Source organism: Dactylosporangium sp. NBC_01737 (assembly GCF_035963215.1).
In the GTDB taxonomy this organism is placed as follows: domain Bacteria; phylum Actinomycetota; class Actinomycetes; order Mycobacteriales; family Micromonosporaceae; genus Dactylosporangium.
Genome location: NZ_CP109153.1, coordinates 1,174,779 through 1,198,800, shown reverse-complemented (window position 1 = coordinate 1,198,800; position 24,022 = coordinate 1,174,779). Strand labels below are relative to the sequence as shown.

Genomic DNA, 24,022 nt, shown 5'->3' with positions numbered 1-24,022 from the left:
CGCCCCTAAACGCCACCGGGGCGTAGCCGGGGCAGCCGCGAGTCGACGTCCGGTACCGAATATCCCAGCGCACGCAGACGGCTCGACACCTCCTCGATCGGCTTGCGGATCTTCTGTGCCGCGGCGAGGAGGTGGTTGAGCGGCACCGGCTGGCCCGCGTCCAGCCACGGCCGCGACCCGTCCAGGTCGGTGCTGGCGAGGAGGAGGTCGTTGGGCTTCACCGAGTCGACCTGGATGCTGCTGAGGTCGACGTCGACGTTGTAGCCCAGCGTCTCCAGCCGTGCCGCGATCTCGTGCACCGGCCGGCGCACCCGCCGCGCCGCCTGCAGCAGGTGCGGCAGCGGCACCTGCTCGTCGAGGTCCAGCCACGGCTGCGAACCGTCCAGGTCCCGGCTGGTGATCAGCAGGTCGTCGGGCTCCACCTGGTCCAGCGACGGACCCGAACCCTGCAGGCTGACCGCGTAGCCGAGGAACGTCAGCCGGGCCGCGATGTCGTGCACGCTGCGCCGGGTCCGCTGCGCCGCGCGCAGGATGCGGATCGTCGGCACCGCCTTCATCGGGTCCAGCCACGGGTCCGAGCCGTCGAGGTCCTCGCTGGTGATGGTCAGGTCGTCGGGCTCCAGGTGGTCGATCAGGATCGCGTCGGGGTCGACGTCGACCCGGTACCCGACCGCCGCGAGCCGCGTGGCCACGTCACCGACGTCCCGGCCGGTCGCCTCCGCCGCCCGCAGCAGGTGGATCAGCGGCACCGGCCGCGACGAGTCCAGCCACGGCTGCGAGCTGTCCAGGTCCCGGCTCGCCAGCTGCAGGTCCTCCGCCTCCAGCTTCACGACCTCCAGCGCGTCGAGGTTGCCGCCGAGCGTGAAACCGAAGCTGCGCAGCCGCGACACCACCTCCGCCACCGGCCGGCCGGTCCGCTCGGCGGCGCGCAGCACGTGCACCGGCGCCACCTCCTCCAGCAGGTCCAGCCACGGTGACGTGCTGTCCAGGTCCCGGGAGATCAGCACCAGGTCGTCGGACTCGACCGTCAGCGACTCCCAGCCAGGTTCCAGCGGGTAGCCCAGCAGCGCCAGCCGCGCCGCGGTCTCGTCGGCCGGCAGGTCCACCTTGTGCGCGGCGCGCAGCACGTGCAGCCGCGTCACCGGCTCCCGCGGGTCCAGCCAAGGGTGCGAACCGTCCAGGTCGCGGCTCGCGATCGTCAGGTCCTTGGGGCCGAACTGCTCGATCGGCAGCATGTCGACGTCGACGTCCACGTCGAAGCCCAGCTGCCGCAGCCGGGCGACGATCTGCTGGATCGGACGGCCGGTCTTGTGCGCGGCCCGCAGCAGGTGTACGAGATGCACCGGCTGATCCGGGTGCATCCACGGGCGGGTGCCGTCCACGTCGCGGCTGGTGAACACCAGGTCGTCAGGGTCGACCCCGACCTGCGCGGCACCCACCGACGGCTCGTAGCCGAGCTGGTCGAGCCGCGCCGCGATCTCCAGCGCGCTCCTGCCGGTCTTGCGCGCCGCGCGGACCAGATGGACCAGCGGCACGATGTCGACCGGGTCCAGCCACGGGCCCGTGCCGTCGACGTCGACGCTGAGCAGCAGGGCGTCCGACGGCCGGGAGCGCAGCGCCCGCTTCCAGTCCGCGCCGGGCTTGAGCACCTTGCGGTAGCGCCCGCCCGCCGCGAGCGCGGTCAGCCGCCACTCGACCAGCTCGTCCGGACCGCCGACCGGCCCGTCGTTGGCCACGAAACAGCCGGTGACCGCCGCGTCGACGGTCTCGCCGTCCATGTCCCACTTGCCGTGGCCGCGCTCGATCGCCTGCTCGAAGATGAGGTCCGCGACCAGCGGCCGGATCGGCGCGAGGCGGCACAGCCACTCGTAGCCGAGCAGCGTGGTGCCGGGTGCGGTGAGCGCCGGCACCGCCTCCCACAGCAGGCGGTCGACGTCGTCCTCGCGGTACGCCAGGATCTTCGTGCGATCGACCGACAGCCGCGGGGCGAGGTCCCGGTTGAGGTTGACCACCGCGCCGAAGATCTCCTTGCCGGCGTAGAGCCCGTCGGCGAGCAGCGCGCCGGTGCCCTTGCACCACCACACCCGCGAGCCCTCGGCCGCGACCACCCCGGCGCCGACGCCTTCCTCGTCCTCATCGTCCTCGTCGATCGCGGTCGCCGCCTCCGACAGCTGCCCGGGCGCCCACTGCTGGGTCTCCACGCCGTCGGTCGCGTCGGTGGCGAACTCGGCCACCCACAGCAGCTTGCGCAGCTCCTCGACCGACGCGACGGTCACGCCCTCGCGCAGGTGCAGCCGCACCGTCGTGCCCGAGTCGCTGCCCGGGCCCAGCACCTGGATCCGGAACAGGCTGCCCGGCCCGGCGATCGACACCCGCAGCCGCTCGCCCGCCTGCCCGTCGCGGCCCATCCGGCACGTCTCGACGGTCAGCTCGTCGGCGAGCATGAAGTAGCTGAGCACGCCGATGCCGAACCGGCTGTTGGGGAACAGCTGCACCGGCGGGTCGAGCCGGGCCCACTCGGCCTGCTCCTCGAGGAACTCCGGCAGGTCCGCGAGCCGCACGCCGGCCTGCGAGAACACCTCGCTCAGCTCCCGGACACCCATGCCGATGCCGTTGTCCACGCAGTCCAGATACGGCCGGCCGGCGTCGTCGACGCCCTGCTCGAAGCGGATCCGGCCGTCCCACTGCCCCGGGTTCGTCGTGCTGGTGCGGGTCAGGAACTCCGTGCGCGCCTCCCGGTAGCGGCACGCGTCCAGGGCGTTCTGATACAGCTCACGGATGGCCAGCGCCGGGTCGCCGTAGAGCTGCTCGCCCATCAGCAGCTCCCGCACCCGGTCCTCGGCCAGCCGGAACCGGACCCCGGCGGACTGGTACGCCGGGACACCGTCGAGCACGGCGGGCCGGACCTCGTCGGTGGCCGCCCGGTTGGGCAGGTGCCGCAGCGCTGCCAGGGACTCGTCCCGCGACGCCGCCCGTTGTGCCTCGGCGAGCAGTTGGTTCAGCGTTTCGATGTGTACGCGCAGCGCGACCTCGATCGACGGGTGCGCACAGTCGGCGTTGAGCACCAGCGTCGCGCCGCGCAGATCCCATCGGGCCGCGTGGACCGTGTCGATGACCTGACGGGGCGTGACGGGGTCGCCGATGCCGAGGTGCTCGCCGATGACCTCGGGCAGCACCGTCGCCTCGACCGCCAGCCAGCGGGCGATCGTCAGCAGGAATGCGACCAGCCGCTCCCGTGTGCCGTGCCGGTCCTCCGACACCAGCGACTCCGGCCGGTCGTGCCGGTTCAGGAACGCCGGGTCCGCGCGGATCGCCCGCAGCAGCTCCGCCAGGCGCTTCTGCGGCTCGTCGTTCAGCACGGTCGCGAGGTCCTGGGTCTGCCCCTCCGGCCCGCGGATCAGTGCCTCGATCGTGGCCGGCTGGTATGCCGCCGGCCGCCGGCCGATCCACCGGTGCAGCAGCCACCAGCCCAGCTCGGCGGCGGCCTCCCGGCGGCCCGCCCGGATCGCGGCGAGCGCGCGGCGGTGCGGCTGGGCGTACGTCTGGGAGAACCGCTCGAACGCGGCCCGGTCGCTGGAGGCGTCCTGCGACGGCTCGAGGTCGCCCGGCTGCACCCCGCGCTCCGCCGCGGCGATGCCCGCCCACAGCGCGTCATGCAGGAACGGCGTCGTCACCAGCAGTGCCGCCTCGGCCCCGCTGAACCGCACGTCGGCCGGCAGGAACCCGATCAGGCTCGCCACCTGCTCCGACATCCGTCGCGCGAAGTCACCGTCCTGCCACGGATCGTCGGTCAGCAGGGCCGCCGACCGCGCCCGCGCCTCGGCGAGCTGGCGCACGAGCGTCACCGCCCGGTCGCGATGTGACGCACCGTCGGTCACCCGGCCCCACACCGTGTGCTGTGCAGCGAACGTTTCCCAGCCGTCAGGAGCCATGCGGGAAAACTTACCGGCCAATGGCAACGGACCGCTCCTGTTGGGGCCGAACGGCCGGTCGCGCGTTGTTGCATCGCCAAGCTACGGTGCACCGGGCAATGATGGCCGCTGGAAGGAGCACGCCGGGTATGTCCGTCGCTGAAGACGGCAACGAGCAGGAGCAGCCGGACGAAACGTCGCGGCGTGAGGACCGGGCGGCCCGGCATCGCGTACCGCCGACGGCCTCCGCCATCGCGAAGGTCCCCCTCCTGCCGGAGCCGTTCAACCCGGCGAAGCCGACGTTCCCGACAGGTGCGGCCATTCCCCGCCAACGGCGCGGCGGCCCCACCGCGATCGCGACCGCCTCGATCCCGGCCATTCCCGTCGAGGACGACAGGCCGGACTTCGACGTCCTGTTCGCGGACGCGCTGGGTGACGACGCGCTGGGTGACGACGACGTCCACGCGGAGCCTGACGACCACGCAGAGCCTGACGACGACCTGGCCGCCGACGAGGACCCGTCCATCGACGAGGACCTGGAGCCTGACGAGGACCCGGAGCCTGACGAGGACCCGGAGCCTGACGAGGATCCGGAGTCTGACGAGGACGACGAGGACCCGGCCACGGTCGGGACGCTTGCCGGTGAGGTCAGGGCGAGCGCCGTGCCGTTCCTGGGCGATCCCGTGCTGCTCGGCAAGCCGGTGGTCGAGTCGCCGGCGCTGGTGGACCCCGCGGCATTCGACGCACCCGGTGCGGGGTCACCCGAGGGCGAGAAGTCGATCGGCGAGGTCGCCGCGGCGGAGCCGGCGCCGGTCGGGGTGGCGGCCGTCCAGGTGACCGCCGACGACTCGCCGACCGTGGCCGATTACGTGGCGCCGGCCTTCGCCATCGTCACCGACGACCCCGTCGACGAGGACGACTACCGCGGGTCCCGCCGGCGGCTCGCCGCCTGGCGCCGGTACCCGGTCGGCGCGGTCGCCGTCGCCGTGCTGATCCTCCTGGTCACCGCCGCCGTGGTCCTGCAGCTGGTCCGCAGCACCGGTGGCGACCCGACCCCGACCTCCGCGGGCGCCAGCCCACGGCAGTTTCCCGGCGTCGGAGGGCTGCCCGAGCTGACCACGAACGCCGCCTCCTCGTCGCCGACCGGCGGCCCGGGCTCGGCGAGCCCGTCCCCGAGCCGGTCGAGGTCCTCCGCGCCGGCCGCCCCGCCGCCGAGCGCGGCGTCCCCGTCGAAGACCCACGGCTCGGTCGCCCCGCCGCCCCCGGCCCGCACCGGCCAGCTCCGCGGCACCGGCTCCGCCAAGTGCCTGGAGTACCGCGCCGGCGAGAGCAACCGTGCCGTCATCGACAACTGCGACGACCCCCGCTCCGGGCGCACCAACCAGCGCTGGACGCTGCAGACCGACAGCACCGTCCGTGCCGACGGTGGCTGCCTCGACGTCCAGAACGCCGGCACCGGCAACGGCAATGCCGTGCGCCTCTTCACCTGCAACGGCACCCCGGCCCAGAAGTGGACCATGCGCGCCGACGGCACCCTGCAGAACGTCAACTCCAAGCGCTGCCTGGACGTCGCCAACGGCGGCACCAGCGCCGGCAACCCCGTCATCATCTGGGACTGCTCGACCGCCTCCAACCAGAAGTGGTCCATCCAGCCCTACTGACCACCGGGGTCGGCGGGAGGTCAGAAGAAGGTCAGACCCGCAGCAACTGCTCTGCCGCCTCGACGATCCGTGAGGCGTCGCGGTGAGCGTCCGCCAGCTCATCCGGCGCCGTCTCGGCGTTCGCCGCCGACGGATACTCAAGCTCGTTGCGCCGTCTGCGCAGTGCCCCGAACGAGCGAAAGCCGTCGCCGAACTGCGCGCGCATCGCCTGTTCGACTGCGTAGTGCCCGCCCTGACTCGTGGGGCGAAGGCCCTGCTGGGCGAGCACTGCGGTGCACGCGAAGCGGGCCGCGTCATATGCCAGCGTGAAGCTGCTGTCTGGGTCGTCGCGGCTGAGTGCGTGCGCGGATGCCAGCGACCTTCGGGCTTTGAGCAGGAGCGGTTCTCCGTTGGCGTCCGCGCCCTGCACCTTCTGGAGATCGTTGGCGTGGACGAGTTTCTCGATGGTTTCAGAGCCTTTCAGCCACCTGGGCATGCCGGAACTCCTCGGTCCGTCTTGCGCCGCGGGCTATTCGGCTGGGGGGATGACAGTTACGAGCGGTGATGCCTGGATCTGCTGGATCAGGGCGTCGGAAGCATCCTGCCACTGGTCACGCGAGCGGATCGTCGGATTGACCGGGAGGCCGAGTGTGTCCTGGGCCACGTCCGCGGCGGCGTACACGTCGGCGCGGGCGGGCGACCCGACGACGAGGACGTCGATGTCATTGGGTGCCGGCCCGGGCTGTCCGAGATACCGGGCCGCCCACGAGCCGTAGATGTGGACGCTGTCGACGCGTTGGAGCCGGTCGAAGGTCTGGCCGATGATCGCGGGTGGCCCGAACGAGACGGTCAGCAGGTGGGTCAGCGCTTCCGCGGCGGGATGCCCGGTCGCTGCGCGCAGCAACCGGGAGCGCCCGATCGACCGATCATGCAGGAGTCCCGCCACAACCAGGCGCTGCACTTCTCGCTGTGTGGTGGACAGCGGCACCCCGAATCTGGCGGCGAGCTCCGTCATCGGATATTCGTCCGCCGGGTGCAGATACAGCCAGGTCAGCAGCTCGGCCTGATGACGCGACCGGAAGATCGGCAGGAGGTCCGGCGCCTTGCTACGCATAAACGCAATATATATCCCAGTTAACGGGAGTGTTTGGGGAGGGTGAGGGCGGCGGCGGTGGCGAGCAGGGCGGCGACGCACAGGGTGGCGTCGGTGGTCGCGGCCGCCGACGGTGATGGGACGAGGGACAGGTAGACGGTGCCGAAGGTCGCGACGCCGAGGACCGCGGCGAGCTGGGTGACGGTGGCGACCACGCCGCTGGCGTCGGCGGCGACCGCGGGCGGGACGTGGGCCAGGGCGACGCCGATCAGCGGGCTGAACGCGGCGCCCAGGGCGAGGCCGTAGACGGCGCTGACCGTGAGGTACGCCGGACCCAGCGGGCGGCCGTCGCGGATCGTCCAGGCCATGAGGGCATAGCCGACGGTCACGACGAGCAGGGCGAAGGGGATCACGCGGCGGTGCCAGTGGGCGGGGAGCCGGCGCCAGTTGAGGCTGCTCGCGGCGAAGCCGGCGGCGGCGGGGACCAGTACCAGCCCGGCTTTCGCGGGGGAGTAGCCGAGGTCGGTCTGGGTGTGCAGGCCGAGGGTGAACAGGAAGCCGGCGTAGGAGGCCATCACGGCCAGGATCGCCAGCATCGCGGTGATCAGGCCGGGCGAGCGCAGGACCAGGCCGGAGATGATGGGTGCCGCGCTGCGGCGCTGCGTGACCGTGAAGGCGCCGAAGAGGGCGACGCTGGCGGCGACGCTCACCCAGGTCCACCACGGCCAGCCGGACTCGTGGCCGAGCACCAGGGGCAGGACCAGCGTGAGGACGGCGGCGGCAAGGGTCAGCGCGCCGAGCGGGTCGAGGCGGCGGGTGTCCGCGCCGCGGTCGCGGGGCAGGTGCCGGCGGCCGAGGAGCAGCAGGGCCAGGCCGACGGGGACGTTGACGAGGAAGACCGGGCGCCAGCCCGTGCCGAGCAGGTCGGCGCCGGTGAGGACGCCGCCGAGGGCCTGGCCGGCGACGGCCGCGCCGGCCAGGACGGCGCCGTAGAGGCCGAGGGCGCGGGTGCGGGCGGGGCCGGTGAAGGCGCGCTGGATGATGCTGAACACCTGCGGCACCATCAGCGCGGCGCCGGCGCCCTGCAGCAGGCGGCACGCGATCAGTGCGCCGGTCGACGGGGCGAGGCCGCACAGCAGCGACGCGACGGTGAACCCGGCGAGGCCGCCCTGGAAGGCACGTCCATGGCCGTGGGTGTCCCCGAGGCGGGCACCGGTGACGAGCAGGACCGCGTAGGCGACGGCGTACCCGGCGACGACGAGCTGCAGACCCGCTCCGGACGCGGCGAGGTCGGCGCGGATCGACGGCACCGCGACATTGACGATCGAGACGTCCAGGACGGCCATGAACTGCCCGCCGAGCACGGTCGCCAGAAGGGCGCCCCCGGCCCGCGCGGTTGACGGTGGGGCGGCAAGAGTGGTCATGGCCTCAGCCTCGGGCGTCGCCGACACCGGTAACGAGAGCCCGCTCATCCTGGTATCAGCACCACCTGGCAACGCCCGCCGTGCCGCACGACGATGGGAGGCGTGAGCATGACGACGTCCCGGGCCGAACTGGCCGCGTTCCTGCGGTCCCGGCGCGCCCGGATCACCCCCGCCGACGTGGGCCTGGCGCCCGGGTTCCGGCGCCGCACCCCGGGCCTGCGCCGGGAGGAGCTGGCACAGCTCGCCGGGGTCGGCGTCACCTGGTACACGTGGCTGGAGCAGGGGCGCGCGATCAACGTCAGCGTCCAGGTCCTGGATGCCATCGCCCGCACCCTGCGGCTCGACGAGGCCGAGCGGGAGCACCTGTACCGCCTCGCCGACGTCCCCGCGTTCACCCCGCAGCCGGCGGGCTGTCCGCTGGAGCCGCAGATCCAGCTGATCCTCGACGGCATGGCGCTGCCGGCCTGCGTGTACAACGGCCGCTACGACCTGCTCGCCTGGAACGCCGCCTACGCGCGGCTGTTCACCGACCTGGTCCGGCGCACGGGGCGGGAGCGCAACGCGCTCTGGCACCTGTTCGTCACCCCCGAGTGCTGCATGCCGTTCGTGAATCTCGCCGAGGAGCTGCCGCTGATGGTGGCCACGATGCGGGCCACGTTCGCGCGGCACCTGGGCGAGCCGGCCTGGGAGGGCTTCGTCCGCGACCTGTCCGCGGCCAGTCCCGCCTTCGCCGCGGCGTGGCAGTCGCACGACGTCGCGGTGCCCGGCAGCCGGCTGAAGATCTTCCGCCACGCGACGCTCGGCGACCTGCGCCTGGCCACGCAGAGCATGCAGCTCGCCGGCACTCCCGAGGCCCGGATGATCGTCTACACCCCCGCCGATGCGGCGACGGCGTCCGCACTTGCACGCCTGGGCGAGGTGGGCGGCGTGTCCGCCGGCTGTGCCGAGCACCGCGAAGCTTACTGAATCCGCACATATTGGCCCACCTCTTTACCGGGGGGAGCTGCGCGGTTAGTTTGTTAGGCAACACAACGAACCACATTTGGGACGGTCGACTCCTCGGCGGGAGAAGCCCGGTCCCTATTACGCACAGCGGCTTCGGCGAGTCGTTGCGCGCAGCAGCAACCTGTGTCCACCCCGCACAAGGAGCTCCGTGTTCACCACCCGCCGGCGCGCGTCACGCGCGCTTCTCAGTCTTGCCGCCTTAACCCTCACAGCAACCGCAGCCGTCTCCCTCCCCGCCCAGATCGCCAGTGCGGCGCCGGTCCAGGCGCCCGCCGTACCGCAGGCGCAGGCCGTCGACCCGTTCGACGTCCTGGTGTTCTCCAAGACCGCCGGGTTCCGGCACGATGCCATCCCCGCCGGCATCACCGCGATCCAGCAGCTCGGCGCCGCCAACGGCTTCACCGTCGACACGACCGAGGACGGCGGCGCGTTCACCGACGCCAACCTCGCCAAATACGAGGTCGTCGTCTGGCTGTCCACGACCGGGGACGTGCTCGACGCCGACCAGCAGGCCGCGTTCGAGCGCTACATCAAGGCCGGCGGCGGCTACGCCGGCGTCCACGCCGCGAGTGACACCGAGTACGACTGGCCGTGGTACGGCGAGCTCGTCGGCGCCTACTTCACCAGCCACCCGGCGCAGCAGCAGGCCACCATCAAGGTCGAGGACCCCGCGCATCCGTCCACAAAGGACCTGCCGGACCGGTGGAGCCGCTTCGACGAGTGGTACAACTTCCGCGCCAACCCCCGGGGCAAGGTGCACGTCCTGGCCAGCCTGGACGAGAGCAGCTACACGCCCGGGACCGGCGCGATGGGTGCGGACCACCCGTTCGCCTGGTGCCGTGACTACGACGGCGGCCGCTCCTGGTACACCGGAGCCGGCCACACCCAGGAGTCCTACACGGACCCGCAGTTCCTCGGGCACCTGCTCGGCGGCATCGAGACGGCCGCGGGCGTGCTCAAGTCCGACTGCAGCGCCACGCTGACCAGCGGCTTCGAGAAGGTCACGCTGGACAGCAACACCAACAACCCGATGGAGCTTGCGATCGCGCCCGACGGGCGGGTCTTCTACATCGAGCGTGACGGGCGCGTCCAGATCGTCAAGCCGGACACGCACACCACCGTCACCGCCGCGACCGTCCCGGTCTTCACCGGCAACGAGGACGGGCTGCTCGGCATCACGCTCGACCCCGGGTTCGCGCAGAACCACTGGGTGTACCTGTACTACGCACCCAACGGCGGCGGCCCCCGCAACATGCTGAGCCGGTTCACGGCGGTCGGCGACTCGATCGACCTGAGCACGGAGAAGCAGATCCTGCAGGTCGACACGCAGCGCAACACGTGCTGCCACGCCGGCGGCACGATGACGTTCGACAGCGCCGGCAACCTGTACCTCGCCACCGGCGACAACACCAACCCGTTCGAGTCCGACGGTTACGCGCCGATCGACGAGCGGTCCGGGCGGCAGGACTACGACGCGCAGCGCAGCGCCGGCAACACCAACGACCTGCGCGGCAAGGTCATCCGCATCAAGCCGCAGGCCGATGGCACGTACACCATCCCGTCGGGCAACCTGTTCCCGGTCGGCACCGCGAAGACCCGTCCCGAGATCTTCGCGATGGGCTTCCGCAACCCGTTCCGCATCGGCGTCGACCCGAAGACGAACACCCTCTACGTCGGTGACTACGGCCCGGACGCCGCCCAGGCGAACGCGAACCGCGGCCCCGGCAACACCGTGGAGTGGAACATCGTCGGGCAGCCCGGCAACTACGGCTGGCCGTACTGCACCGGGGCGAACGTGCCCTACCGCGACTGGACGTTCCCGTCCGGCCCGGCCGGCCCCGCGTTCGACTGCGCCGCACCGGTCAACGACTCGCCCAACAACACCGGCCTGACGAACCTGCCGCCGGTCATCGCGGCGACCGTCGACTACGACTACGACGGCAACCCCCGCTTCCCCGAGATCGGTGGTGGCGGCGCACCCATGGGCGGCCCCGTCTACCGCTACAACGCCGGCTCCACCTCGGAGATCAAGTGGCCGCAGTACTACGACGGCAAGGCCATCTTCGGCGAGTGGAACCAGAACAAGCTGTACACGATGCAGGTCAGTGCCGACGGCAAGTCCCTTGTGGACATCAACCAGGCGCTGGTGGGCATGAGCACGATCCGCCCGATGGACATGGAGTTCGGCCCCGACGGCGCGCTCTACATCATCGAGTGGGGCACCGGCTTCGGCGGCAACAACGACGACTCCGGCGTCTACCGCATCGGCTACATCGCCGGTGACCGGGCCCCGATCGCGCAGGCCGCCGCCAACCCGACCAGCGGCGCCGCCCCGCTCGCCGTGCAGTTCTCCAGCGCAGGCTCCCGCGACCCCGACGGGCAGGCGATCACCTTCGCCTGGTCGTTCGGCGACGGGGGTACCTCCAGCGAGGCGAACCCGACGCACACGTACACGAGCAACGGCAACTTCACCGCACAGCTGACCGTCACCGACACCGAGGGACGCAGCGCCACGGCGAACGTGCCGGTCACCGTCGGCAACACCGCGCCGAAGGTCACCATCACCCTGCCGCCCGACGGCGGCTTCTACGAGTGGGGCGACCAGGTCGCGTTCACCGTGACCGTCACCGACCCCGAGGACGGCACCGTCGACTGCTCGAAGGTCCAGGTCCAGTACCTGCTGGGCCACGACGAGCACGCCCACCCGCTCAACCAGTACACCGGCTGCAGCGGCAAGGTCCAGACGTCCCTGGCGAGCGGGCACGGCGCCGACGCCGACGTCTTCGCCGTCATCGAGGCGTCCTATGTGGACAACGGCGGCGCCGGTGGCGCCGGGCCGCTCACCGGGCGGTCGCTCGTGCAGCTCCAGCCGAAGCGCAAGCAGGCCGAGTACTTCGCGGCCACCGGGCGGGTGCCGGGCTCCACCGCCGGCGGCGACCCGGGCGTGCGGACGGAGACGACCGGCGACCCGCAGGGCGGCTTCCAGAACATCGGCTTCGTCGAGGAGGGTGACTGGTTCTCCATCGCGCCGGCCAACCTCACCGGCATCAGCCAGCTGCGGATCCGCGCCGCCAGCAACAACGCCAGCGGAGGCACGATCCAGATCCGCACCGGCGCCCTGGACGGACCGGTCGTCGGATCCGTCGCGGTACCCGGCACCGGCGGCTGGCAGACCTATGTGGACCTGACGGTGGACGTCGCCGCCAGCACCACGTCCGGGCCGCTGTACTTCATCGCCACCGGGTCCGGGGCCGGCTACAACATCAACTGGATCGACTTCATCGGCCGTGGCGTCACGGACAACGCGCCGCCGGTGGTCACCGCGACCGCCACCCCGCCGACCGGGACGACGCCGTTCTCCGTGGCGTTCACCGGCTCGGCGACCGACGCCGAGGGCGACACCCCACTGAGCTACGCGTGGGACTTCGGCGACGGCGGCACGGCCACGACCGCCAACGCGAGCCACACCTACACCGCACCGGGGACCTTCACCGCGACGCTGACCGTCACCGACGCCCGCGGGGCGAAGGGGTACAGCAGCGTGGTCGTGCGGGCCGAGGCGCCGAACACCTCGTGCTTCGGCGCGAAGTCCGACGACTTCACCGGATCCTCGCTGGACCGTGCGAAGTGGACGGTCGTACGGGAGAACCAGACGTTCTCCGTGGCGGGCGGCTCGCTGATCCTGCCGACCGCGGCCGGTGACCTGTACGGCAGCCGCAACGACGCGACCAACCTGGTGCTGCAGCCGGCTCCGTCCGGTGCCTGGCAGGTCACCACGAAGGTCACGCTGCCGGTCACGGCGAACTACCAGCAGGCCGGGCTGATCGTCTACGGCGACGACGACAACTACGCCAAGGTCGACCTGCTCTACAACGGCTCCCGGCGGGTCGAGTTCATCCGCGAGAGCGCCGGCACGCCGCGCAACGAGTCCGCCGACGCGATCAACGCACAGGCGGGCGACACGTACTACGTGCGGATCGCCTCCGACGGCACCAACCTGACCGCGTTCTACTCGGCGGACGGCACCACGTTCGTCCCGGTCGGACGCTCGGCGGCCCTCGCGGGCATCGCCAACCCGAAGGTCGGCATGTTCGCGCTCAACGGCGGCACCACCGCGCCGGTGGTCAACGCGAGCTTCGACTACTTCCAGCTGGTGCCGGACGAGATCGCGAGCGTCGACCCGAACGACGAGTTCACCGGGTCCACGTTGGACCACTGCCGGTGGAACGCGATCGTGCGGGAGGACTCCACGCAGTACCGCGTCACCGGCGGTGCCCTGCAGGTCGACGTCCCCAACGGCGACATCTACGGCACCGGCAACACCAACCCGGCGAACTTCATCCTGCAGAAGGCACCCACCGGTGACTTCACGCTCGACACGAAGGTCGACGGCTCGCTGTTCAACGAGCAGTACCAGCAGGGCGGCCTGATCGCCTACGTCGACGACGACAACTACGTGAAACTCGACTTCGTCGCCGACAACCAGGCCGGCCAGGCGGTCACGCGGCGGCTCGAGTTCCGCAGCGAGATCGCCGGCGCCGTGCAGAACCCGCAGCCCGGCGTGAGCAACCTGACCGCCTCGGTCTGGTACCTGCGCCTGGCCAAGGCCGGTAACGTCTACACCGCCTCGTACTCGGCGGACGGCGTCACCTACACGCCGTTCGAGACGCTCACCAACGCGTTGGCGGCGGGTCTGAAGGTCGGCCTGTACACCCTGGGTGCCGGGCAGACCGCGTCGAAGTCGGCGGCGTTCGACTACTTCCACCTCAGCACCGCCTCGGTGGACACGACGGCTCCGGTCGTCACGTCCACAGTGGATGGACCGCTGAGTGGGGGCTGGTACACCGGGCCGGTCACCGTGACCCTCGCGGCGACCGACAACACCGGCGGCTCCGGCGTCGACAAGGTCGAATACCAGCTCGACGCCGACAGCACCTGGACCGCCTACACCGCGCCGGTCGCGGTCAGCGGCGACGGCACCCACACCGTCAAGGCCAGGGCCACCGACAAGGCGGGCAACGTGTCCGCCGTGCAGACGGCGACCGTGAAGATCGACGCGACCGCGCCGGTCACCACGGCGGCGTTCGCACCGGCGACCGACGCCGGCTGGCACAACGGCGCCACCCCGGTGACGCTCGCCGCCACCGACGCCGGCGCGGGCGTGTCGAAGGTGGAGTGGTCCCTCGACGGCGGCCCGTGGACGGTGTACACGACGCCGGTCAACGTGACCGGCAACGGCCAGCACGAGCTGCTCTACAAGGCCACCGACGCGGCCGGCAACGTCGAGACGCTCAAGTCGGCCATCCTGAAGATCGACGGCACCGCGCCGACGGTCATCGTCGCCGGCCTCGCCGACGGCCAGCTCTACGGCGACAGCCAGGACGTCCGCGTCACCTGGCAGGCCATCGACCCGGTCTCCGGCATCAGGTCGGTCACCGGTTCGCTGGACGGCGGCGCCTACCAGACCGGCACGCTGCAGGCCATGTACGAGCTCGACCTCGGCATGCACGAGCTGGTCGTGGTCGGCACCGACAACGCCGGCAACGCCACCACCAGCACCGTGCGGTTCTTCGTCACCACCTCGTTCCGGGACATGCAGAACCTGCTGGACCGGTTCAAGGCGACGAGCCGCCTGACGAGCAAGGCTTACACCCAGCTGTCGGACCAGCTCGCCAAGGCACGCAAGGCGGAGGCGAACGGCAACGACACGAAGGCCCTGAAGGAGCTCAAAGCCTTCCGGGACCTGGTGACCGCCAAGCTCGTCCCCGAGGCGGAGGTCCGCGACGTCTTGATCCGCGATGCGGACGCGATGACGGTGCGGCTCGGCGGTACACCGCCCAACAACGCCGGGGTGCAGGCCAACGCCGGCAAGACCCTGAAAGGTACCGGGCGGCTCGACGAGGACCCGAACCGGTTGAAGAAGAACGGCAAGCTGGCATGAGCGCGGCTTGCCGCGTGGGGGGTGTGGGGTGGAAACCCCCCACGGAACCGGTGGCGCAGCCTCGGAGCTGGGAACTGTGAGATTTGTTTTTGCTCTGCTCGCGTTCGTGGTGCTGGGCCTCGCGCCCAGTGCCGCCTACGCGGACGTTCCCGGCGACCTCAAGCTCGAGGTCGCCGGGGACGGCGCCGAGGGGGTGACCGTCCGCGCGTTCGGCGCGGACGGCCGCCCCGCCGAGGGCGACCTCCGCCTGGTGCTGACCGCGTCCGCGGCCGGCGGCCGGACGGTCGGTCCCCTGCAGCTCAACCCCGCGGCGGAGGGCCGCGGCTTCTACACCTCGGGCCCGGTGCTCTCGCCGGGCACGTGGACCGTCGTGGTCACCGGCCCGGGCGCGAACCCGGTCAAGGCCACGTCGGTGGTGGAGTCGCGACCGGCGCAGTCACCGCCGCCGCCCGTGTCCAGATCGGCACCACCGGCCGAGCCGGGCTCCTCCCACCTGTGGTGGTGGGTGCTCGCCGCGGCCGTGGCGGCGGGGGCGTTCGCGGTCACCGCCGTCGTGCGGTTGCGGCGTTCCCCCTGACCGCTGGTCAGCACCGACAGCGACAGCAGCCCTGCACCAGCCGCTGACCAACCCGTCAGCGGCTCGTGCAGGACCAGCACGCCGAGCGCCACCGCGGTGATCGGCTCGACCAGGGCCACGACCGACGCGGTCGTGGCCCTGACCACGGTCAGGCCCGCGAAGAACAGCGCGTACGCGAGGGCCGTCGGCACCGCGCCGAGAAACACCAGCAGCCCGACCGTCTCGCCGGTCCCACCCCGCGTCGGCAGCAGCCCTTCGAAGAGGGCGAGCGGCAGCAGCGCCACCGAGCCGACCGCGAACCCACCGAGCGCCGAGTCGAACGGGTCGTCCTTCGTCGCCCTGTTGAGCAGCGTGACGGCGGCGTACCCGGCCGCGGACACCAGCGCCACGGCGAGCCCGGCCGCCGGATTGCTCCCGGTGCCGTCCGCGTTGACCAGCAGCACCAGCCCCGCGAGGGACACGGCGACCGTCGCGGCGCCGGTGCCACCGAGCCGCTCGCCGAGGAAGACCCGCGCGCCGACGGCGACCAGCACCGGCCCCGACCCGAGGACGACGACTGTGGCGACGGCGACGCCGGCGAGGTCGATCGCCACGTAGTACGCCGTCTGGTAGAGCGCCATGCCCAGGCCGTTGACGACGGTCCTGGTCCTGCTGCGCGGGGCCGCCCCGCCCCTCGACGTGAACGGGCGCATGGCGGCGAGCAGCAGCAGGCCGCCGAGGTACCGCCAGAAGGTGACCGCGATCGGGCCGAGCCCGCTGTGGTCGTACAGGACGGCGGCGACGAACCCGCCGACGCCCCACGCGACGGCGGCGAATGCGATGTAGAACAGTCCCCGCCCGACGGGCAGGGAATGGTTATGTACCATTTGTGATTAACTCCCGAATTGTCGTGAGAATGCGAACCTTCACGAAATGCGGGCAGCCGTCACCGGCACCGGGGCCGAGGCCGGGTGCTCTTTCGGGGTCGTTCGCCTGCCCGCTAGCGAGTGGGCGGCGAGAGCACGACACGGAGGCACATGCGGGGCACGGTAGCGATCACCCGCGGGCGGGACACCTGAATTACCGTTCACGATCACGTTCTGGTGACAAGTCTCCGACAGCTATCTGGTGATCATCACCGTCCGCTGTCGCGACAGGCCTGCTGACCGGCGCTTTTCCGTCCGGCGGTGACAATTCGTGCCCGGGTTTTCATCGAATTGTCACCCTTCGATGGGTCGACCGGCCCTGGTCATGACCACTACGCTGTAGCGACACGCACAGCCGGAGGTCGCGCCGTGGCTCTTTCCGCACCCGCCACGCACGGGTCATCCTCGGGAGGGGGCCTGCCCTGGACCCTCGACGGCGGCAGAGGCATCCTCGGTCTCGACCCCATCACCGGCGCCCTCGTGGTCTGGGCCGCACTGATGGGCGTCATCATCCTGTTCATCATCTTCGCCGCGATCCTGTCCCGCTGGAGCCTGCACCGCATCAACCGGGCCGAGCGCCGCGCCCAGGTCGCCGAGGCCGACGCCAGCCTCAGCCCCGCCGAGCGGGCCCGTCTCCGCGTCGAGGCCGGCGAGCTGATCCGCCAGGCCGCCGCGACCGCCGCCGCCGCGAAGCGCGCCCAGATCGAGGTGGTCGAGGCCCAGGCCCGCGCCCTCGCCGCGCAGCAGGCCCGCGAGATCGCCTGGACCACGTTCGACGTCGCCCAGAAGGCCTACGAGGAGGCCCTGCGGGCCGCCGCGGCCACCGACCCTGACGCGCCGACCGACGCCGAGGAGGACGACAAGCGCGAGGTGTCCCGGGCCGCGCTCGCCGCCTTCAAGCGCGGCGACATCACCGTCGACGCCCTCGAGTCGGTCTTCCGGGGCGCATCCGGCTGGGACCAGCTGCACGAGCTGCAGGCCCGCGAGATCGAGCTGCGCCGCTCGGCGGAGAGCCGGGCCCGCCGCCTCTACGATGCCGCTGCCGCGGCGGAGCGCACCGCCGTCAAGGCCGCGGACGTGGCGGTCGTCGCCGCCCACGCCCTTGCCGAGGAGGCCGCCGGGGTCGCCGAGGAGGCCGCCGAGCTGCGCGACACGCTCGACGCCGCCCGCCAGTCGGCGATCGTCGCCTCCACCATCACGCGCAAGAAGCGCCGCGTCCCGCAGCAGCGCACGAAGAACACCCGGGCCGTCGAGACCCGCCCCGGCCTCGACATCTCCGTCACCCCGGACATCGACCGCACCCAGGACATCCGTGCCGCCATGGAGGCCGTCCCGGTCAACTCCCCCTTGACCGAAGCGGCCTGAACCGGCCCCGCGTGAGCGGGGTGGCGGTCGGCCGCGCGGATGAGTGCGTGGGGGACGGCACGGGGGATAGGGGTCCCAAGGGTTGAAGAACGCTCGTTCAGTACCGCAGCATGGAGTGCATGGGTGAGCTTGTGGCGCTGCCCAAATCGGGCGACGTGTTCGAAGACGTGCGGGGCGATGACCGCACCATGCGGGTGACCTGTCACCCGATGCGCGGCACAGTTGTGGTGTCGCTGTGGGTGGACAAGATCTGCCGGGCGTCGTTCCAGCTGTCCGAGGGCGACCTGCCCAGGCTGCGGGCCGCCCTCGATGCGATGGAGTTCAACGACGCACCGATGGTGGTGCGGGAGGAGAGCGCCTGACGGCGCCGTCCGCTACGCCAGGTGCAGGACCATGCTCGGCGACGGGTGCTCCAGGACGACCCGGCCGGGCTGCGGCACTGCGGTGCCCGCGTCCAGCTCCAGCAGCGTGACGGTGTCGGAGTGCTGGTTGGCCACCACGAGCGCGCCGTCGATCAGGGTGAAGTGGCGGGGCCAGGTGCCGCCGGTGGACACCTCGTCCAGGGGCGACAGGCCGGCGTCCGTCACCGCGAACGTGGTGACGGTGTCGTTGCCGCGGTTGGCGACGTAGAGCCGCGTGCCGTCCGGCGAGATGAGCAGCTCACTGGGGAAGTTGTCGCCCACGGGCGGGACCTGCACCGACGGCCGCACGTCGAGGACGTCGAAGTCCGCGCTGTACGTGGTGACGGTCGACATCAGCTCGTTGGCGACGAAGACGCGGCCGTCCGGGTGCAGCGCGAGATGCCGCGGGCCGCTGCCCAGCGGGGTCGTGGACGTGACGCGCTGCCGCTGCAGCGTGCCCTCGGCCGTCAACCGGTAGTGGATGATCTCGTCGAGACCGAGGTCCACCACGTACACCATCGAATCGCGAACCGTCACCTGATGCGCGTGCGGGGCGGACTGGCGGTCGGGGTGGACGCTGTGACCGGTGTGTTGCACGAGGTCCGTCCGGGCGGCCAGGCCGCCGTCGGCGTCGAGGGCGAACACGGAGACGCTGCCGCCCTGGTAGTTGGCGGACAGGACGAACCCGTCGGTGACGGCGAGGTGGCACGGGGACGCGCCACCGGTCGGCAGCGAGCCCAGCGGGGTGCCGTCGAGCCGGAACGCGGCGATGTGGCCCTCGTCGAGCTCGGCGACCGTGTAGATGACGCCGGTCGGGCCCGCGGCGAGATAGGACGGTGAGGACGCCCGGATCGGTGATCCGGCGGGCTTGAAGTCGTCGTCGAAGATCGAGATCTGGTCGGCGTAGGAGCCGATGAGCACTGGCACCCCACCCACCCTAACGGTCTGCGATGGTAGGGCCAGCCCTACCATAAACAGCGGGGCTGCCCGGCTCGATGTATCGGCTCGATGCCGAGACGCTGGACACATGACGATCCTGGCCGACCGCACGTCCGACTTCACGACGTTGTCCAAACACATCCGTGCGGCCGGTCTGCTCGACCGTCGTCCCGGGTATTACGCCGTGCGGTTCACCCTGGTGGGTGCCCTGTACGTCGGCGGCTGGGCCGCCCTCGCCCTCACCGGCTCGTCGTGGTGGGCGCTGCTGGTCGCCGCCGTGCTCGCCGTGGCATACGCCCAGGTCGCGCTCGTCGCCCACGACCTGGCGCACAAGCAGGTGTTCCGCGGCCGGCCCGCCTCGGAGATCCTCGGCATGCTGGTGGGCAACCTCGGCATCGGGATGAGCTACGGCTGGTGGATGAACAAGCACACCCGCCACCACGCCAACCCCAACCACGAGGAGCACGACCCGGACGTGGCGCCGGACATCCTGGTCTGGTCGACGCGGCAGGCGAACGAGGCCAAGGGCATCGCCCGGCTCATCGGCGGCCACCAGGCGCTGCTGTTCTTCCCGCTGCTGCTGCTGGAAGGGTTCAACCTCCACGTGGCCAGCGCCCGGGCGATCGGCAAGATCAAGCGCTCCAAGATCGAGGGCTTCCTGCTGTACGGCCACTTCGTCATCTACCTGGTCGCCGTGTTCGCGCTGCTGTCGCCGGGCGTGGCGGTCGCGTTCATCGCCGTGCACCAGGGGCTCTTCGGCCTGTACCTGGGCATGACGTTCGCACCGAACCACAAGGGCATGCCCACCCTCACCGGTGAGGACGAGCTGGACTACCTGCGCAAGCAGGTCCTGACCTCCCGCAACGTGCGGGGCGGGGTGTGGGTCGACGTGCTGCTCGGCGGCCTGAACTACCAGATCGAGCACCACCTGTTCCCCAACATGCCGACGCCGAACCTGCGCAAGGCCCAGCCGATCGTCGAGAAGTACTGCGCGGAGATCGGCGTGTCGTACCTGTCCGCGTCGTTCGTCGACTCGTACTCCCAGGCGCTGCGCCACCTGCACGAGGCGGGCGCGCCGCTGCGCAAGTAACGTCGGGGCGTGGACGCACTGTCGCTTGCCGACTTCCGGGCCCGGGTCGCCGCCATGTACCTGTCCGATGTGGACGTGGCGGGGTTCCGGGCCCTTCGCGACGAGCTGTTCGCGACGCATCCGCAGTCGGCTGCACCCGGGCCGTTGCGGTACTTCCCCGTCGACCCCGCATTCTCGGCGGTCGTGCCGGTGGAGCCCGCCGACGGCTCGCTGGAGATCGCGACCGGCGGTCCGGACGGCGTCCTGCGCTACGAACGGGTCGGGGTGCTGCCCACGCCGTGGGGGCGACTGACGCTGTTCTGGCTGGCGGCGTACGGCGGCGGGCTGTTCCTGCCCTTCCGCGACGCCACCTGCGGCAAGGAGTCCTACGGCGCTGGGCGCTACCTGACGGACACCGTCAAGGGCACCCACGGCCGCGGCGTCGCGCTGGAGCCCGACGGCCGGGTGCGGCTGGACTTCAACTACGCCTACAACCCCTCATGCGCGTATGACGACGCGTGGGCGTGCCCGCTCGCGCCGTACGAGAACCGCCTCGACGCCGAGATCAGAGCCGGCGAGCTGGCGTACACGTGAAAAGGCCGGCCCCCCGTGCGGGTGCCGGCCTCTGCCACTCACGACGATGGGTCAGCGCCCGCCGAGCAGCCCCCCGACGAGCGGGAGGTTGCCGCCCGCGATGCCGTTGAGCAGCGGGAGCCCGCCGACGACCGGCAGGGCCTCCTCAGCGGAGTGCCGCGGGCTGTACGCGGTGGAGTGCTTCGGTGCGTAGGTCTTCTCGGCGACCAGTGGCAGCTGGCTCGCCGCCTGCGGCAGGGCGCCGGTCGTCGGCACGAAGCGGTTCGCGACCGCGGTGGTGCTGACGCCGGGGGTCGGGCCGACGCCGCCGATCACCGGGACGCCGGTGACCGAGTCGTTCTTCAGCACGTCACTGCCGCCGAGCGGGAGCTCGCCGATCATCGGCAGGCCGGTGCCCGCCTCGGTGCCCTGGATGCGCTGCACCCGCTGGCCGCCCGAGCGCTGACCCTTGGCCCCGACCGGGATCGCGAAGTCGTCGACGGGCTTGAGCGTGCCCTGCACGGGCAGGCCGTTGACCAGGCCGCCGACGACCGGCAGGCCGCCACCCGCGCCGCCGACGAGCGGCAGGCCACCGCCGGCGCCGTTGCCCAGCGGCAGGCTGGTCGCCTCGGTCCCCACGTTCGGGAACGCGGTGCGGGTGTCGGCGATCGACGTGCCCCGCAGCGTGTCACCGGCGTCGACCGGCATGCCGGACACCCCCGGCAGGCCGAACTGCTGCAGCGAGCCGACCAGCGGCAGCGCCGCGACGGCGTCCTCGGTGGGCAGGCTGCCCGGCACCGTCTGGATGTTGGAGACCTTGCTCGACGTGGCGCGGGGCATGCCCAGCATCTCCGTCGGCAGCAGCGTCAGCACGTTGGGCAGCTGCTGACTCCCGGCCCGCGTCGTGGTGGTGCTGGTTGTGGTGCGACGACCTGCCTGCGAGCTGCTGGCCGTACTCGTGTCGATGCGCGAGCCGTGTGCCTCGAGCTGCAGCGACTGGTTGTTGGGACCCCCGGCGGGCGAGAAGAGATCGTCCAGCTGGCCGGGTACCAGGGCGGCGTCATCGGCATGTGCGGCACCGGCACCGAGCAGCAAAATGCCGCCGGCCAAACCGACGGTACCGACCGCCCGGCGAAACCACGTGTTCATCCTCGTAAACCAATCTGGTCGACAAATCCGATCGTCTGTTCAACGACCAACCCGGACAAAGTGACGCGGTAGTTGTCGATCGCCCGGGACATCAGGGGTTGGTGATCGTCGTTAGGATCGACCCGTGGAGTCCGAATCATGGTTGATGCGTCGGCTCCGAAGCGGTCTTCCCCGCGCTCAGGCGATCACCCGTCCGTGGTCCCTCGAGCCCCCCGGTGGCCCGCACCGGCCTCCCGGTCCGGCGGCCACGAAGAAGATCGTCGTCTGGGGTGACGACCCCCTGGCGCATCGCCTGATCGAGGAGCTGATCCACCAGTACGGGGTGCACGTCACCGCGATCCTGCCCAGCGTCCAGCGCCGGCACGGGCCCGACATCGCCCGGCTGCTGCGCGAGCACGGCGGCCGGGTCATCGAGTCGGACCACGCCGACCGCGACGCGTTCGAGCTGGCGGACCTCACCGGCGCCGACGCGCTCGCGCTGGTCAAGCAGGACGACATCGGCAACCTCGACGCGGCGTTGCAGGCGCAGGAGGTCAATCCCGGGCTGCGCCTGGTGATCCGGATGTTCAACCTGCGCCTGGGGTACAGCGTCCGCCGCCTCTTCGCCGACGCCCGCGTCCTGTCCGACGCGCAGATGGCGGCGCCCGCGTTCGTGTCGGAGGCGCTCGGCGAGGTCGCCCCGGTGCACGTCCGCGTGGCGCGGCGCACGCTGTTCGTGGCGCGGCGCTCGGAGGTGCGCGCCGAGGACGTGATCTGCGGGCTCGCGGTGACCGCCGGCGACGGCGAGCCCGTGCTGCTGCCGGCCGACCAGGCCGCCGCCGACCTCGTCCTGGCCGTCGCGACCGGCGAACCGGTCAGCACCGTCATGGGCCGCGAGGACGGCCCGGAGCATGCGCCGGTCCGCCGCCGGCGTCGCCGCTGGCGCTGGCTGCGCCATCCGCTGCGCACCTACCGGGGGCTGGTCGGGCGGCGGCTCTGGACCACCGCGATGATCATGCTCGGCCTGCTGGCCGTGGGCACCGCGGTCATCGCGTACTACAAGCAGATCTCGTGGTGGGACGCGGCGTACGTGACGCTGCTGTCCGAACTCGTCGGCGCCGGGCCCGACCTGCAGGCGCAATGGCCGGAGAAACTGGTCACGGTGCTGCTCAGCCTGGTCAGCATCGCGTTGATCCCCGTCATCACGGCCGCGGTCGTCGAGGCGGTCGTCAACGCGAAGCTCGCCATCGCGCTCGGCCGGCTGCGCGAGCCGCTGTCGGACCATGTGGTGCTCGTCGGCCTCGGCAACGTCGGTACCCGCGTCATGCACGCCTTCGTCGACCTGGGTGTGCCGGTCGTCGTGATCGACCGCAACGAGAATGCCCGGGGCGCCCAGTCCGCCCGGGACCGCGGCGTGCCGTTCATCGTCGGCGACGCGAGCCGGATCGCCACGCTGCGGGCCGCGTCCGTCGACACCAGCCGGGCCCTCGTCGTGGTCTCCACCGACGATCAGGCCAACCTGGAGGCGGCGCTGGAGGGCCGCGAGCTCAAGCCCGACCTGCGGGTCGTGCTGCGGCTCTTCGACGGCGCGTTCGCCGACCGGGTGCAGCGCGCGTTCGGCATCACCGCGTCGCGCAGCGTGTCGTACCTCGCCGCGCCGGCGTTCGCGGCCGCGCTGCTGGAGCGCGAGGTGATCGGCACGATCCCCGTCGACCGCCGGGTGCTGCTGCTGGCCGAGGTGCCGGTCGTCGCCGCGTCCGACCTCGACGGCGGGCTGGTCGCGGCGGCGCAGGACGTCGGCGAGGTCCGGGTCCTCGCGGTCACCACCGACGGCGGCCGGCAGACCATCTGGAGCCCGCCGACCAGCTACGTGCTGTGCGAGAGCGACCTGCTCATCGTGGTAGCGACCCGGCTGGGCCTGGGCAACCTTTTGGCTCAGACCGGCGGCACGGTCGACCCAACTCCCTGAGTTCCCGCCTCCTCTGCCCGGGATCCGTCGTTGAATGGGGCGGATCGCCCGATTTACCCCTAACAGCCCGGGCGGTCCCTTC

At 71.6% G+C, this 24,022-nt stretch carries 15 protein-coding genes; 8 read left to right on the top strand and 7 right to left on the bottom strand.

Translation table 11 applies throughout. The annotated features are described in order from the left end of the window. Nucleotides 1–5 precede the first annotated feature (5 nt). Complete coding sequence (locus OHA72_RS05400; RefSeq protein ID WP_327006735.1) at nucleotides 6–3,932, bottom strand: wHTH domain-containing protein; 3,927 nt, start codon at nucleotides 3,930–3,932, stop codon at nucleotides 6–8. 128 nt (nucleotides 3,933–4,060) lie between these two features. Here OHA72_RS05400 and OHA72_RS05395 point away from each other — a divergent pair, with 128 nt between their 5' ends. Further along, nucleotides 4,061–5,572, top strand: a complete 1,512-nt coding sequence (locus tag OHA72_RS05395) for a ricin-type beta-trefoil lectin domain protein (RefSeq protein WP_327006734.1) — start codon at nucleotides 4,061–4,063, stop codon at nucleotides 5,570–5,572. A gap of 31 nt (nucleotides 5,573–5,603) precedes the next feature. Here the strand turns inward: OHA72_RS05395 and OHA72_RS05390 are convergent, their stop codons facing one another. Genes OHA72_RS05390 through OHA72_RS05380 form a run of 3 tightly spaced genes read right to left on the bottom strand, consistent with a single transcriptional unit; the run spans nucleotide 5,604 to nucleotide 8,068 of the window. Beyond that, nucleotides 5,604–6,047: a hypothetical protein gene (locus OHA72_RS05390; RefSeq protein WP_327006733.1), complete on the bottom strand. Its 444-nt coding sequence runs from the start codon at nucleotides 6,045–6,047 to the stop codon at nucleotides 5,604–5,606. 33 nt (nucleotides 6,048–6,080) lie between these two features. Next, nucleotides 6,081–6,665 carry a helix-turn-helix domain-containing protein gene (locus OHA72_RS05385; RefSeq protein ID WP_327006732.1) on the bottom strand — a complete coding sequence of 195 codons (585 nt, stop codon included), beginning with the start codon at nucleotides 6,663–6,665 and terminating at the stop codon, nucleotides 6,081–6,083. 20 nt (nucleotides 6,666–6,685) lie between these two features. Further along, nucleotides 6,686–8,068: an MFS transporter gene (locus OHA72_RS05380; RefSeq protein ID WP_327006731.1), complete on the bottom strand. Its 1,383-nt coding sequence runs from the start codon at nucleotides 8,066–8,068 to the stop codon at nucleotides 6,686–6,688. A 108-nt stretch (nucleotides 8,069–8,176) separates the two neighbouring features. Between OHA72_RS05380 and OHA72_RS05375 the strand changes: the two genes are divergently transcribed. Both OHA72_RS05375 and OHA72_RS05370 read left to right on the top strand, forming a co-directional pair. Then, nucleotides 8,177–9,034, top strand: coding sequence for a helix-turn-helix transcriptional regulator (locus OHA72_RS05375; RefSeq protein ID WP_327011472.1), 858 nt, complete (start codon nucleotides 8,177–8,179; stop codon nucleotides 9,032–9,034). A gap of 187 nt (nucleotides 9,035–9,221) precedes the next feature. Beyond that, nucleotides 9,222–15,014 carry a ThuA domain-containing protein gene (locus OHA72_RS05370; protein ID WP_442788521.1) on the top strand — a complete coding sequence of 1,931 codons (5,793 nt, stop codon included), beginning with the start codon at nucleotides 9,222–9,224 and terminating at the stop codon, nucleotides 15,012–15,014. Between the two features lie 327 nt (nucleotides 15,015–15,341). On the opposite strand, the gene OHA72_RS05365 is transcribed toward OHA72_RS05370, so the two are convergent. Continuing rightward, nucleotides 15,342–16,457 (bottom strand): DMT family transporter, encoded by a 1,116-nt coding sequence (locus OHA72_RS05365; RefSeq protein WP_327006729.1) that lies wholly within the window; start codon nucleotides 16,455–16,457, stop codon nucleotides 15,342–15,344. 408 nt (nucleotides 16,458–16,865) lie between these two features. Here OHA72_RS05365 and OHA72_RS05360 point away from each other — a divergent pair, with 408 nt between their 5' ends. Continuing rightward, entirely contained in the window at nucleotides 16,866–17,861 is a 996-nt protein-coding gene (locus OHA72_RS05360) for a hypothetical protein (RefSeq protein WP_327006728.1), read from the top strand. Between the two features lie 119 nt (nucleotides 17,862–17,980). Next, on the top strand, nucleotides 17,981–18,223 hold the full coding sequence (locus OHA72_RS05355; protein WP_327006727.1) for a hypothetical protein: 243 nt from the start codon (nucleotides 17,981–17,983) through the stop codon (nucleotides 18,221–18,223). A gap of 12 nt (nucleotides 18,224–18,235) precedes the next feature. On the opposite strand, the gene OHA72_RS05350 is transcribed toward OHA72_RS05355, so the two are convergent. Continuing rightward, a complete protein-coding gene (locus OHA72_RS05350) occupies nucleotides 18,236–19,189 on the bottom strand; it encodes a lactonase family protein (RefSeq protein WP_327006726.1) in 954 nt (317 codons plus the stop codon). A 100-nt stretch (nucleotides 19,190–19,289) separates the two neighbouring features. Between OHA72_RS05350 and OHA72_RS05345 the strand changes: the two genes are divergently transcribed. Together OHA72_RS05345 and OHA72_RS05340 are read left to right on the top strand one after the other, a co-directional pair. Beyond that, nucleotides 19,290–20,291 (top strand): fatty acid desaturase family protein, encoded by a 1,002-nt coding sequence (locus OHA72_RS05345; protein ID WP_327006725.1) that lies wholly within the window; start codon nucleotides 19,290–19,292, stop codon nucleotides 20,289–20,291. A gap of 9 nt (nucleotides 20,292–20,300) precedes the next feature. Further along, nucleotides 20,301–20,864, top strand: coding sequence for a DUF1684 domain-containing protein (locus OHA72_RS05340; RefSeq protein WP_327006724.1), 564 nt, complete (start codon nucleotides 20,301–20,303; stop codon nucleotides 20,862–20,864). A gap of 51 nt (nucleotides 20,865–20,915) precedes the next feature. Here OHA72_RS05340 and OHA72_RS05335 read toward each other — a convergent pair whose 3' ends face one another. Then, entirely contained in the window at nucleotides 20,916–21,992 is a 1,077-nt protein-coding gene (locus tag OHA72_RS05335; protein ID WP_327006723.1) for a hypothetical protein, read from the bottom strand. Nucleotides 21,993–22,137: 145 nt separating this feature from the next. Here OHA72_RS05335 and OHA72_RS05330 point away from each other — a divergent pair, with 145 nt between their 5' ends. After that, nucleotides 22,138–23,940, top strand: coding sequence for an NAD-binding protein (locus OHA72_RS05330; protein WP_327006722.1), 1,803 nt, complete (start codon nucleotides 22,138–22,140; stop codon nucleotides 23,938–23,940). Nucleotides 23,941–24,022: the final 82 nt, after the last annotated feature.

Coding starts and splice junctions, on each gene's coding strand:
- OHA72_RS05400 (WP_327006735.1), bottom strand. CDS start 3,932: ATGGCTCCTGACGGCTGGGAAACGTTCGCTGCACAGCACACGGTGTGG.
- OHA72_RS05395 (WP_327006734.1), top strand. CDS start 4,061: ATGTCCGTCGCTGAAGACGGCAACGAGCAGGAGCAGCCGGACGAAACG.
- OHA72_RS05390 (WP_327006733.1), bottom strand. CDS start 6,047: ATGCCCAGGTGGCTGAAAGGCTCTGAAACCATCGAGAAACTCGTCCAC.
- OHA72_RS05385 (WP_327006732.1), bottom strand. CDS start 6,665: ATGCGTAGCAAGGCGCCGGACCTCCTGCCGATCTTCCGGTCGCGTCAT.
- OHA72_RS05380 (WP_327006731.1), bottom strand. CDS start 8,068: ATGACCACTCTTGCCGCCCCACCGTCAACCGCGCGGGCCGGGGGCGCC.
- OHA72_RS05375 (WP_327011472.1), top strand. CDS start 8,177: ATGACGACGTCCCGGGCCGAACTGGCCGCGTTCCTGCGGTCCCGGCGC.
- OHA72_RS05365 (WP_327006729.1), bottom strand. CDS start 16,457: ATGGTACATAACCATTCCCTGCCCGTCGGGCGGGGACTGTTCTACATC.
- OHA72_RS05355 (WP_327006727.1), top strand. CDS start 17,981: ATGGGTGAGCTTGTGGCGCTGCCCAAATCGGGCGACGTGTTCGAAGAC.
- OHA72_RS05345 (WP_327006725.1), top strand. CDS start 19,290: ATGACGATCCTGGCCGACCGCACGTCCGACTTCACGACGTTGTCCAAA.
- OHA72_RS05335 (WP_327006723.1), bottom strand. CDS start 21,992: ATGAACACGTGGTTTCGCCGGGCGGTCGGTACCGTCGGTTTGGCCGGC.
- OHA72_RS05330 (WP_327006722.1), top strand. CDS start 22,138: ATGCGTCGGCTCCGAAGCGGTCTTCCCCGCGCTCAGGCGATCACCCGT.